Origin of the sequence: Halarchaeum acidiphilum MH1-52-1, from assembly GCF_000474235.1 — an archaeon.
Taxonomy (GTDB): domain Archaea; phylum Halobacteriota; class Halobacteria; order Halobacteriales; family Halobacteriaceae; genus Halarchaeum; species Halarchaeum acidiphilum.
Genome location: NZ_BATA01000027.1, coordinates 17,287 through 29,538 on the forward strand (window position 1 = coordinate 17,287; position 12,252 = coordinate 29,538).

Annotated in this window: 9 protein-coding genes and 1 pseudogene; 6 read left to right on the forward strand and 4 right to left on the reverse strand. The window is 66.2% G+C overall.

Translation table 11 applies throughout. The annotated features are described in order from the left end of the window. Positions 1-459: 459 nt before the first annotated feature. Complete coding sequence (locus AOZ13_RS06610) at positions 460-1,932, forward strand: Cdc6/Cdc18 family protein (RefSeq protein WP_020220991.1); 1,473 nt, start codon at positions 460-462, stop codon at positions 1,930-1,932. Positions 1,933-1,941: 9 nt separating this feature from the next. On the opposite strand, the gene AOZ13_RS06615 is transcribed toward AOZ13_RS06610, so the two are convergent. Next, positions 1,942-2,658, reverse strand: a complete 717-nt coding sequence (locus AOZ13_RS06615) for a S24/S26 family peptidase (RefSeq protein WP_020220990.1) — start codon at positions 2,656-2,658, stop codon at positions 1,942-1,944. Between the two features lie 513 nt (positions 2,659-3,171). Between AOZ13_RS06615 and AOZ13_RS06620 the strand changes: the two are divergent. After that, positions 3,172-4,850, forward strand: a pseudogene (locus tag AOZ13_RS06620) (DNA-directed DNA polymerase II small subunit). 144 nt (positions 4,851-4,994) lie between these two features. Here the strand turns inward: AOZ13_RS06620 and AOZ13_RS06625 are convergent. After that, the gene (locus tag AOZ13_RS06625; protein WP_020221517.1) at positions 4,995-5,450 is read right to left on the reverse strand and encodes a hypothetical protein; all 456 of its coding nucleotides are present in this window, start codon (positions 5,448-5,450) and stop codon (positions 4,995-4,997) included. A gap of 138 nt (positions 5,451-5,588) precedes the next feature. On the opposite strand from AOZ13_RS06625, the gene AOZ13_RS06630 reads away from it, so the two are divergent. From AOZ13_RS06630 to pheT, 3 genes are all read left to right on the forward strand, one after another. Beyond that, complete coding sequence (locus AOZ13_RS06630) at positions 5,589-6,773, forward strand: aspartate kinase (RefSeq protein WP_020221518.1); 1,185 nt, start codon at positions 5,589-5,591, stop codon at positions 6,771-6,773. A gap of 118 nt (positions 6,774-6,891) precedes the next feature. Further along, entirely contained in the window at positions 6,892-8,397 is a 1,506-nt protein-coding gene (gene pheS, locus AOZ13_RS06635; RefSeq protein ID WP_020221519.1) for a phenylalanine--tRNA ligase subunit alpha, read from the forward strand. Then, entirely contained in the window at positions 8,397-10,127 is a 1,731-nt protein-coding gene (gene pheT, locus AOZ13_RS06640) for a phenylalanine--tRNA ligase subunit beta (protein WP_020221520.1), read from the forward strand. The genes pheS and pheT overlap by 1 nt, the downstream gene beginning before the upstream one ends. A gap of 75 nt (positions 10,128-10,202) precedes the next feature. Here pheT and AOZ13_RS06645 read toward each other — a convergent pair whose 3' ends face one another. Both AOZ13_RS06645 and AOZ13_RS06650 read right to left on the reverse strand, forming a co-directional pair. Continuing rightward, on the reverse strand, positions 10,203-11,252 hold the full coding sequence (locus tag AOZ13_RS06645; protein ID WP_020221521.1) for a quinone-dependent dihydroorotate dehydrogenase: 1,050 nt from the start codon (positions 11,250-11,252) through the stop codon (positions 10,203-10,205). A 9-nt stretch (positions 11,253-11,261) separates the two neighbouring features. Beyond that, entirely contained in the window at positions 11,262-11,459 is a 198-nt protein-coding gene (locus tag AOZ13_RS06650; protein ID WP_020221522.1) for an AbrB/MazE/SpoVT family DNA-binding domain-containing protein, read from the reverse strand. Between the two features lie 152 nt (positions 11,460-11,611). On the opposite strand from AOZ13_RS06650, the gene AOZ13_RS06655 reads away from it, so the two are divergent. After that, positions 11,612-11,926 (forward strand): non-histone chromosomal MC1 family protein, encoded by a 315-nt coding sequence (locus tag AOZ13_RS06655; protein WP_020221523.1) that lies wholly within the window; start codon positions 11,612-11,614, stop codon positions 11,924-11,926. Positions 11,927-12,252: the final 326 nt, after the last annotated feature.

Sequence of the window (12,252 nt, forward strand, 5' to 3'; positions counted from 1 at the left end):
TGGCGCATGATCCCCTTCGTTTCCGGTGGAAACCCGTTCTTCTCCCGATCTCCTAACTGGCCAAATTCTCCACAGAGGGAGGTCGACGGGCCGATATACCGTTCACAAATCCATTTCATACCCTTCGATCATGTATGATTCTACCTATATTTCGTCTGGAGTTGTTGACTCTTCGATCGCTCGGCTCGCTTCGATCTCCGACTCGATCGTCACCGCTCTCCGGAATAATTCTGTCGGCCCTGAAAGAACATATTTTCTCGGTCGTCCCGTCGCGATCGTCGCAGCTTCGCCGTCCTTCACGACCATCGAAACGCTTTTGTCCGGACGGATTCGTTTGTTTCATCTGCATCAACTGGACGGACCGGTCTCGAACGTGAGGCGGCAACGTCGGTGATCGGGGCGGTACAGGCGCCGTGTCCGTCGGTTTCCACCCGAAATGAAGGGGTGTTCCAAGACAGGATGACGGACGACGAATCGGACGAACGGCGGACGGCGAACAGGGATTTCGATGTCGACCTCGACGACGTACTCGAGGACGAGGAGGAGGACGAGGGTGGTCTCTTCGACGATCTGCTCAGCGGCGAGCCGATCTTCGAGAACAAGGAGGTTCTGCGGCCGTCGTACACGCCGCACGAACTCCCCCACCGAAACGAGCAGATCAACAACATGGCGACAATCCTCGTCGCCGCGCTCCGGGGAGAGACCCCGTCGAACATCCTCATCTACGGGAAGACCGGAACCGGGAAGACGGCCTCTGCGAAGTACGTCAGTCAGGAGCTCGAAAACACCTCCCGGAAGTACGACGTTCCCTGCGAGGTCGAGTACATCAACTGCGAGGTCACGGACACGCAGTACCGCGTGCTCGCGCAGCTCGCGAACACGTTCATCGAGCAGAACCGCGAGTACGCTCGCGAGCGCGTCCGCGACCTCGAAGACCTCCTCGCGAACGCCCGCGAGGACGCGGGCGCGCTCGCGGACACCGAGTTCGGCGCGGTCCGCGACGTCGAACGCCGGATCGATGACTTCGAGCGCGACCTCGAGGACATGGAGGAGGTTCCGATGACGGGATGGCCGACGGATCGCGTCTACTCCGTCTTCTTCGAGGCCGTCGACTACGTCGAGCGCGTCGCCGTCATCATGCTCGACGAGATCGACAAGCTCGTCGAGAAGTCGGGCGACGACACCCTCTACAACCTCTCGCGGATGAACTCCGAACTCGACAACTCTCGCGTTTCCATCATCGGTATCTCGAACGACCTGAAGTTCACCGACTTCCTCGATCCGCGCGTGAAGTCGAGCCTCGGCGAGGAGGAGATCGTCTTCCCCCCGTACGACGCGAACCAGCTCCGCGACATCCTCCAACACCGCTCGAAGGACGCGTTCAAGTCCGACGCGCTCTCGGAGGACGTCATCCCGCTCTGCGCGGCGTTCGCCGCACAGGAGCACGGCGACGCCCGTCGGGCGCTCGATCTCCTACGGACCGCAGGCGAACTCGCCGAGCGCGATCAGGCCGACGACGTCACCGAGGAGCACGTCCGGCGCGCACAGGACAAGATCGAGCTCGATCGCGTCGTTGAGGTCGTACGCACGCTCCCGACGCAGTCGAAACTCGTCCTCTTCGCCATCATGATGCTGGAGAAACACGGCGTCCACAACATCAACACCGGCGAGGTCTACAACATCTACAAGACGCTCTGCGACGAGATCGACGCCGACGTCCTCACCCAGCGCCGCGTTACCGACCTCATCAGCGAGCTCGACATGCTCGGAATCGTGAACGCCGTCGTCGTCTCGAAGGGACGCTACGGTCGGACGAAGGAGATCAACCTCTCCGTCCCGATCGACGAGACCGAAGCCGTCCTCCAAGCGGACTCCCGGCTCGGCGACATCGAGAACGTTACGCCGTTCGTTCAGGCCCGATTCGACAACTAACTCACCGTCTCACGCGTGCGCGACGCTCCCGGTCGCGGGCGGGCCGTTGGGGACGAGGGGTGACGCCCCGATGATCGTGTCGCCGGTGATGAGTAAGCGCACCCACCCGAGCCACGGAATGCGGAACTCGGCGGTCCCCCGGACCCACGACGGTTTCACTGGCGTGGAGATGTTGACGACCTGATCGTATGCGGGGTTCGAGTCGCCCTTCGTGATGAACCCGGCGTGTGGCGCCGGACAGTTCCGCAGTTCGTCGCAGTTTCTCGCGCCCAGCAGGTAGCTCGGGTCAGCCTCGTCGTACCAGTTCTCGCCGTCGCTCACCCAGAACCGCGCTCGATGGATGATCGGCGTCCGATTCCGTTCCCCGAACGGCGCGTAGACGAGGACGTCGCCGGGTTCGTGGAACTTCTCGTACCCGGTCTGCTGTCCGCTCTGATCGGTGACCACGCCGGTGTCACCGGTCGTTCCCGGCCCGGCGAAACGATGCTCCTCCATGACGAAGACGAGGTCGCCCTTCTGGAGGTGGGGCGTCATGCTCCCGGATTCGACGGCGACGAGCGGCGGCCAGAGACCGCTCACCGCGAAGAGGAGGAGACCGACGAGGGCGACGACGAGCGCGCTGCTGACGAGTTCGCGCACGAAGAGCACGGCCTCGTTGTCGGTCCTGCGGAACCACTGGAGCGCCGCCAGCGGGCCATCGCGTGGATCGGGGACGTCGTCCGCCATGGCTCCTCGGTACGCCCGAACCCCGTTTCAACTAATCGGTAGCGGGAGTCCCCTTGCTCAACGAGCGGGGGGAGCCGCGAGGAGGGGGGAGGAGCGCGTGGCGAAGCTGGGCGCAACCGTTATTGTCGGCCGGTCTGTCGCCTTACGCAGTTCATTTCAGGCTTCAGACAGCCCGGAAACGGATGCCGATACCGAACATTGCGGGAGGCAAAGGGAGGGTCTCTCGGGATGGACGGACCGCCGTCAACCGGCCCCAGAGGACGGATCGACGACGCGACCGCTCCGAGCCGGCTCGTCCGGCCGCGAAGCCGTCGAGGTCACGTCCAGTTAATTGCCGCTGCCGATCGACCGCATCGGCACACAAGTCGGTCCGGGACGATACCTCCCGTCCGACGTCACGCAAGCCCCGTCCGCAGAACGCCGAAGGCGTTCAGGATGGGGGTTAGTTGACGCTTCCTGATCGGCGACGGCTTCCGCAGTCCTTTTGCTCGCGGATACCGTGTCAATTGCACTGTGCCTGACTCGACGCCCGTCCGGGTGGTCCGCGAACTCGCGCGTCGCGGCTACAACGCCGAGCGCGATGCCGTGACGCTCATCGCGGACGCACCCGACCCAGACGCGGCCGTCGAGCGCGTCGTCGACGCCGCGACCGATGACGCACTCACCCTCTCCACCGCGGACGTCGCGACGCACTCGACGCCGACCACGCCGGCGCCGCGAGCACCGACGGCGGCGCCGCCGCACGCGCATCACGTACCGGCACCAGTGGAACTGCCGAGCCCGATACGACTACCGATACCGGTGGGACCGCCGCATCCGATACGACTACCGATACCGGTGGGACCGCCGCATCCGATACAGCCGACTCGATCGGCGCCGGCGACTCCGCTCCCGCGCCCACCGATGCCTCCTCCGCGACGAGCAGCCACGTGAACGCCGATCCCGTGTCCCCCGGTGCGACTGCGACGGGAGCGAGTGAGGAGCGTTCACCGACGCCACCCGAGGTCGCTGGCGACATCACGGGCCACTCCACGGGTGCGGGCGAGTACGGCGACTTCGTGAGCGTCTTCCGGGATCGCTACGAGCGCCTCTCGAAGAAGCTCCGGGGACGCGTCAACCACCGGCCGACCGACGCACTCGACGCGATGCCGGGCGGAAGCGACGCCGCCATCGTCGGGATGGTCAACGACATCCGCTCGACCGCGAGCGGACACTGGCTCGTCGAACTCGAGGACACGAACGGGACGTTCCCCGCGCTCATCATGAAGGATCGGGACTGGGCGGACGTCGTCGACGAGCTCCTCATGGACGAGGTCATCGCGATCGAGGGGACGCTCGCCGACGACGGCGGCATCCTCTTTGCCGACAGCGTCCACTTCCCGGACGTCCCCCGCACCTACCGCCCGAGCACCGCCGATCGACACGTGCAGGCCGCGCTCGTCTCCGACATCCACGTCGGCAGCCAAGAGTTCGCCGGCGACCGCTGGGACGCGTTCGCCGACTGGCTCCACACCGGAGAGGCCGACTCCGTCGAACACCTCCTCGTCTGTGGCGACATGGTCGAGGGCGTCGGCGTCTACCCGGATCAGGACGAGGAGCTCGATATCGTGGACGTCTACGAGCAGTACCGGTCCTTCTCGGAGCGCCTGAAGGACGTCCCCGGCGACATGGAGATCGTCATGATCCCCGGGAATCACGACGCCGTCCGTCTCGCCGAACCCCAACCCGGGTTCGACGAGGAGCTCCGCGACATCATGTCCGCCCACGACGCGCGCATCGTCGGCAATCCCGCCACCGTCACCGTCGAGGGCGTCGACGTCCTCATGTACCACGGCGTCAGTCTCGACGAGGTCATCGCCGAACACGGCGACGAGTCGGTCTCCTACGACGCCCCGCACAACGCGATGGCCCAGCTCCTCAAGAAACGACACGTCGCCCCGCAGTACGGCGGCCGAATGCGCGTCGCGCCCGAGGAGAAGGACTACCTCGTCGTCGACGACGTCCCCGACGTCTTCCACACCGGCCACGTCCACAAGCTCGGCGTCGGCGAATATCACAACGTCACGCTCGTCAACTCCGGCAGCTGGCAGGAGCAGACCGCCTTCCAGAAGTCCGTCAACATCGATCCCGACGTCGGCACCGCGCCCATCCTCGACCTCGACACCCTCGACATCACCGTCCGGAAGTTCTGACGTGCTGCTCTCGACGTGTGAGGCGCATGCGAGCGTCGCGTGTCACGCGATCGTTCTCGCTGTCGCGACCCCTCCTTCGCCACGTTCACCTCGACCCGTTCCCACTTCCCGTCGTGCGTTCTCCACTCGAAACGGAGGGGGTTGCTAGGCGTTCTCGTCCACCGTGAGCCGGTAGCGCGTCGTCCGGTCGCCGGCGAAGCGCGGTCCCTCCCCGACGGCCTTGAATCCGGCATCCGTCACGGCGTCGAGTGCACCGGCAGCCGAGTCGGGAACGAGCGCTTCGACGGACATGTCTTCCGCGCGCGCGAAGCCGATCGGCTCGTCGAGCAGGACCGCGACCGCCTCCGTTTCGCCCGCGAGTCGCGTGACATGCACCGCGGCGTCCGCGACGTCGTACGCGACGACGCCGACGATCGCGTCACTCTCGTCGTCCTCGGTTTCGCCGTCCCCGCTCGTCCCATCCCCACCCCCTGCTCGCTCGGCGACGGCGACCCGACGCTCGCGGACGAGTCGTTCGGCCACGCCGGTCTCGACAGTGGTGAGCGCGGCGATCGAATCGACGTCCCCGTCGTGGGCGTCGCGAACCCTGACCCGTACCATATCCTACACGCGCTTGCACGCGTGAACACAAAAAATCGCCCCACGGGGAACGGTGTTCGCGATAGACAGCGTTATCCCCCCGCCGTTGCTACGCGTGTCCATGATTGGGTGTGACATGACTCGTGTCGGGGGGGTCCGATGCGCGTAGTCGCGAAGTTCGGTGGTACCAGTCTCGGCTCCGGTGACCGGATCGATCGGGCCGCGGACTCCGTCGCGACCGCCGTTCGCGACGGCCACCAGATTGCCGTCGTCGCCTCCGCGATGGGCTCGACGACCGACGAGCTCCTCGACGACATCACGTTCGACGCAGAGGAGAGCGATCGTGCCGAGATCGTCTCGATGGGGGAGCGCACGTCCGTCCGGATGCTCAAGGCCGCGCTCACCGCCCGCGGGGTCGACGCCGTCTTCCTCGAACCCGGTCACCCGGACTGGCCGGTCGTCACGAACGCACGCGGTGAGGTCGACGTCGAGGAGACGGAGCGACGCGCGCAGAAGCTCGCCGAGCGGATGGACGGCGTCGTCCCCGTCATCACCGGCTTCCTCGCCGAGGATCACGGCGGGAACGTCACGACGCTCGGACGCGGCGGGAGCGACACCTCCGCCGTCATGCTCGGACGTTACATGGACGCCGACGAGGTCGTCATCGTCACCGACGTCGAGGGCATCATGACCGGCGACCCGCACGTCGTCGAGGGCGCGCGGAACGTCGGCGAGATCACCGTCGACGAGCTTCGAAACCTCTCCTTCCGCGGCGCCGAGGTCGTCGCGCCCTCCGCGCTCACGTACAAGGACGCCGACCTCGACGTCCGCGTCATCCACTATCAGCACTCGAACCTCCTGACCGGTGGGACCTCCATCGAGGGCGAATTCGAGAACATCATCGACATGCGCGACGAGCCGCTGGCCTGCATCACCGTCGCCGGGCGCGCCATCCGCAACAGCCACGGTATCCTCGCGCGCCTCTCCAGTGCGCTCTCCGAGGCCGGCATCAACGTCGACGGCGTCGCCTCCGGGATGGACTCCATCACGTTCTACGTCGACGCCGACGTCGACGAACGCGCCGAGACCATCCTCCACCGCGAGGTCGTCGCCGAGGACACGCTCTCCAGCGTCACCGTTACCGACGACGTCGCCGCCATCCGCGTCCTCGGCGGCGATCTCCCCTCGCAACCGGGCGTCATCCGCGACATCGTCAACCCGATCGCGGAGGCCGGGATCGCGCTCCACGACGTCATCACTTCCGCGACCAGCGTCGCCGTCTTCGTCGGCTGGGACGACCGCGAACGCGCGCTCGAAGCCGTTCAAGCCCACTTCGAGGGCTGAGACTCGACCACCACCGTTTTTCTCTTCTCCCCGCGTCCAGCCGCGATCGGGACCGGCGACGCCGTTCGACGCGTCGCTTCGCAATAGCTATCCGACTACCGGACACCAACACGAACCAATGGAACTCCCGCAGCGCGAACTCGCGGTCCTCGAGGCCGCGAGCGCAGACGAACCGACACCCGTCGCGGAACTCGCGTCCGCGACCGGCGAGAAACCGGAGACGGTCACGGGAGCCGCCTTCGACCTCGAGGAGCGCGGTCTCGTCACCGTCTCAGAGGACACCGTCGCCGACGTCGAACTCACCGAGGAAGGCGAACGCTATCACCGCATGGGTCTCCCGGAGATCCGCCTCTACGAGACCGCACTCGGCGCCGGTGCCGACGAGGAGTCCGTGAGCATGGGGGAGGTGCTCGGCGCGGCGGATCTCGACGGTCCCGAGGTCGACATCGCGCTCTCGAACTACGCCCGGAAGGGGTACGGCGAGATCGAATCGGGCGACCTCTCGGCGAATCCCGACGCCGATCCGGACACGGACGAGGAGGCCGCCGCGCTCGACGCCGTCGCCGACGGGGAACCGATCGACGAGGACGTCCGCGAGGCGCTCGAACGCCGCGACCTCCTCGTCGTCCACGAACGCACGATTCGCTCGGTGACGCTCACCGACGACGGCGTGGACGCGCTGATGGCCGGCATCAGCGCCACCGAGGCCGTCGGTCAACTCACTCCCGAGATGCTCGCCAGCGGCGAGTGGGCGGACGTCGCGTTCGCGGACTACAACGTCGAGGCGGACGCCGAAACGCCGAGCAGCGGGAAGGAGCACGTCCTCCGCGCGACCGCCGAGCGCGTGACGGACGTCCTCGTGGGGATGGGCTTCGAGGAGATGGAGGGCCCGCACGCGGACTCCGAGTTCTGGATCAACGACGCGCTGTTCATGCCCCAAGACCACCCCGCGCGCACCCACTGGGACCAGTTCGCGCTCTCCGAACCCAGCGCAGTCGACGAGCTTCCCGACGACCTCTTGGAGCGCGTCGAGAGCGCCCACCGCGAGGGCGTCGGCGACGACGGCGACGGCTATCACTCCCCGTGGACGGAGGAGATGGCGCGCGGCGTCGACCTCCGCGGACACACCACGTCGCTCTCGATGCGCTATCTCTCGGGCGAAGCCGTTGGCGACCTCGAACCCCCGCAGCGCTACTTCAGCGTCGAGAAGGTGTACAGAAACGACACGCTCGACGCCACGCACCTCCTCGAGTTCTTCCAGATCGAGGGTTGGGTGATGGCCGAGGATCTTAGCGTTCGCGACCTCATGGGGACGTTCACCGAGTTCTACAGCCAGTTCGGTATCGAGAACGTCCGGTTCAAGCCCCACTACAACCCTTACACGGAACCGAGCTTCGAGCTGTTCGGCACGCACCCGCGCACCGGTGAAGTGATCGAGATCGGGAACTCCGGGCTCTTCCGACCCGAGGTCTTGGAACCGCTCGGCGTCGAGTGCGACGTGATGGCGTGGGGTCTCGCCCTCGAACGCCTGCTCATGCTCACCCACGGCTTCGAGGACATCCGCGACGTCCACGGCACGCTCGCCGACATCGACTTCCTGCGGAACACGGAGGTGGTCTACTAATGCCCGTCGTCGACGTCGACCCCGACGAACTCCGCGAACTCACGGGACACGAGGAGAAGGGCGACGACGAACTGAAGGACGATCTCTTCGGGATCGGTCTCGAATACGAGGGGACGAGTGAGGACGGCGAGTTCCAACTGGAGTTCGCTCCCGATCGCCTCGACAGGCTCAGCGTCGAGGGCGTCGCGCGATCGCTGCGCTATCAGTACGGCGATGCGTCCGGAGTCTACGTCCCCGACACGAACGACGCCGAGTGGACGATCGAAGTGGCCGACTCCGTCCCGGACGAACGCCCGTGCGTCACGGGCGCCATCGTCCGCGGCGTCGACCTCAGCGGGGGAGCGTTGGAGTCGCTCATCCAGCTACAGGAGAAGCTCCACGCGACGATGGGCCGCGAGCGCACGAAGGGGGCCATCGGGATCCACGATCTCACGATGGTGAAAGGGGGGAGCCTCGATCCCGATACGACCGATGCGGAAGCGTCGAACTCCATTACGTATCGAGGGATCGATCCCGACGGCGACACGTTCGTCGCGCTCGACGACGACGCCGAACGTACCCCCGCCGACGTCCTCACCGAGCACCCGACCGGCCAGACGTACGCCGACCTGCTCGACGATTACGAGCGCTATCCCGCAATCTACGACGATCTCGGCCTGTTCAGCTTCCCGCCGGTCATCAACGGCCGGCGAACCGAGGTCACGGAGAACTCGCGGAACCTCCTCGTCGAGCTGACGGGAACTGATCAGTGGACCATCGATCGGATGTGCAACATCATCTGCTACGCCCTCGACGCACGCGGTGGGACGATCGAGGACGTCACCGTCTCCTATCCCGATACCGACGTCCCCAAGCCCGACCTCGAGACCGACGAGAAGGTCGTCACGCACGAGCGCATCGAGTCCACGCTCGGCATCGACCTCACCGAGGAGGAGGTGCTCGATCTGCTCGGACGCGCCGGTCTCGGTGCCGAGAGCGAGGTCTGGGGCGAGCAGGGTATCGACTACGTCGTCGAGATCCCACCCTACCGGACGGACGTCCTCCACCCTGTCGACATCGTCGACGACGTCGGGCGCGCGTACGGCTTCAACGACCTCGTGCCGCGCTATCCGGACGTCTCGACCGTCGGAGGACGCACCGATCGCTCTCGCCTAGAGCGCGCCGTCCGCGAGACGCTCGTCGGTCTCGGCCATCAGGACTTGCTCAACTTCCACCTCACGAACGAGGACGAGAACTACGATCGGATGCGCCTCGACCCCGGGAGCGACGTCGTCGGCGGCGGCGAACCCGCGACCATCGCCGAGCCGTACAGCGAGGACTACACCATCGTCCGGACGTGGGCGCTCCCCTCGCTCATGGCGCTACTCGAGAACAACACCCACCGCGCGTACCCGCAGGACGTCGCGGAGGTCGGCTTCGCCGCCGAACGCGACGACAGCAACACGGGCGTCGCCGAACGTCGCACCGTCGCCGGGGCTGTCGTCCGTCACGACGCCTCCTACGAGGACGCGAAGGCCCGCCTCCAAGTGCTCGCTCGCGACTTCGACGTCGAACTGGCGACGCCGGAAACGAGCCACCCGACGTTCATCGATGGCCGCGTCGCCAGCGTCGCCATCGACGGCGAAGACGTCGGCGTCATCGGCGAAGTCCATCCCGAAGTGCTCGTCGAGCACGACCTCGAAGTGCCGGTCGCGGCGTTCGAACTCCGTCTGGACGCGCTCGCGGAGTGACGCCTCGGGCGATTGGAGACATAGCGTACGTGTGCCTTCGGGGCGCGTTTCACGTCGTGCTACGCACCCCTATTTTCAGAGGTCGGCGCCGATCGCGTCCTCGATCGAGTCGAAGCCGTCGCGCTCCAGCAGTTCGAGCAGCCCGCGATTGATGTCCGTCGCGATGGACGGGCCGCGGTAGATCATGCCGGTGTAGAGCTGGACGACGCTCGCGCCCGCGCGGATCTTCTCGTAGGCGTCCGCGGCGGTGAAGACGCCGCCGACGCCGACGACTGGGAGGTCCGTGCGCTCGGCGACGAAGCGGACCGTGTCGGTCGCGCGCTCGCGGAGGGGCGCCCCCGAGAGCCCGCCCTCCTCCACGCGGTTCGGATGTTTCACCCCCTCCCGCTTCGTCGTCGTGTTGACAGCGATGATCCCGTCGAGACCGAGTTCCTCCGCGAGATCGACGCCCGCGGCGATGCCGTCGCGCGAGAGGTCCGGGGAGAACTTCACGAGGAGCGGACTCGCGCCCGCATCAAGGAGCGCCGTCAAGATGTCGCGGAGCGCGTCGCTGTGCTGGAGATCGCGCAGACCCGGCGTGTTCGGACTGGAGACGTTCACGACGAAGTAGTCGCCCGCGTCCGCGACCCGCTCGTACGTGTAGCGGTAGTCCTCGGCGGCCTCATCGAGCGGCGTCGACTTCGACTTCCCGATGTTGACGCCGACCGGGACGTCCGGGACCGGAGTCGCGTCGAGGCGCGCCCCGATGGCGTCCGCCCCGTCGTTGTTGAACCCCATTCGGTTGATGATCGCGCGATCCTCGGGGAGACGGAACATCCGGGGACGGGGGTTTCCGGGCTGGCGCTCCGCGGTGACGCCGCCGACTTCGAGGTGACCGAACCCGAGCGCCGCGAGGCTCCGCGGAACGTGGGCGTTCTTGTCGAACCCCGCGGCGACGCCGACCGGATTCGGGAAGGCGTTGTCGAACGTGTGCACGCGGAGGCGCGCGTCGTCCACCCCGTACCACCGTTCGAGAGCATATCTGGCGGTAGAGACGCTCTCGACGCCTCGGAGGAGCGTGTGGATCGCTCCGTGCGCCGTCTCCGCGGGCAGTTGAAAGAGCAGTGGCTTGAGAGTTCGGTACATCCCGTCGCGTCAGAAGTCGTGCTCGACCTCGTCCGGGTCGGCCTTCTGAATGATGATCTTGTCCTCACGCACGCGGACGAACACCTCGTCGCCGATGTCGAGTCCGGCGACGGCGAGCTCGTCCTCGTGGAGGTTGACGTGAGCGTTGTGATACTCTCCGTCCTCCCCTTTCGCGCCACTCGGGCTGAGCTTCTTCTTGCGGACCATCGGGTTAACCTACGTCTACCTTCGGCGTAGCTGTTACTTAAGCCCTTTCGAGTCGCGGGCCGTCGCGTTCGACGCGCTCCGCCGTTCCGTCGGCCAATATTGGCGGTACGTTTATGGCTGTGCCTGTGTATCGTTGGCATGGTTGGAAGGTTATGGTACGCGAAGACGGTAAGCGGAATTTCGCACTCCGCGATACGGACGGCACCGAGGACAGCGTCTTCAGTGGAAGCACCCCGCGGCAGGCGGCGCTCAAGGCCGCACGGCGGCTCGAGGGGGTCGGGACGAGCGAGGACGGCGCGCCCCGCTCCGAGATCCGCCTCCGTGAGAAGGGGACGGACAAGGTCCACGTCTATGAGGCGTGGGCGTGGGAGTCGAACTCGCCGGACGACAAACCCGATTGGATGCCCACCGAGATCACGAAGGCGAACGTCGCCAAGCAGGGAATCGAGCACCTCGACGCGCGATAGTTCTGTGCTGACATCCACGGTATTCATTTCACTTCGTCGCGTAGCGTCGCGTGCACGGGTACTACCCGACCCGACCGAACGCACGACCGCGCGGGATGACCGGTCGGCCTCCTCCCGTGTCGCATTTCCTTCCGAGCCTGACCCGTCTCAGTGCCATGATTCAGCGTGGCGGGGAGGGTGGTGGTTCGACGGGCTTTTATGTACCCCGGCCATCGGAATAGATGCGAACGACGTGACGTGGTCCGGTTCACCCGGTGCCACCGACGTACGCCCTCCGCCGCCGCGGACCACACTCTGGGATCCACATGACACGAGTCGGGATGGGT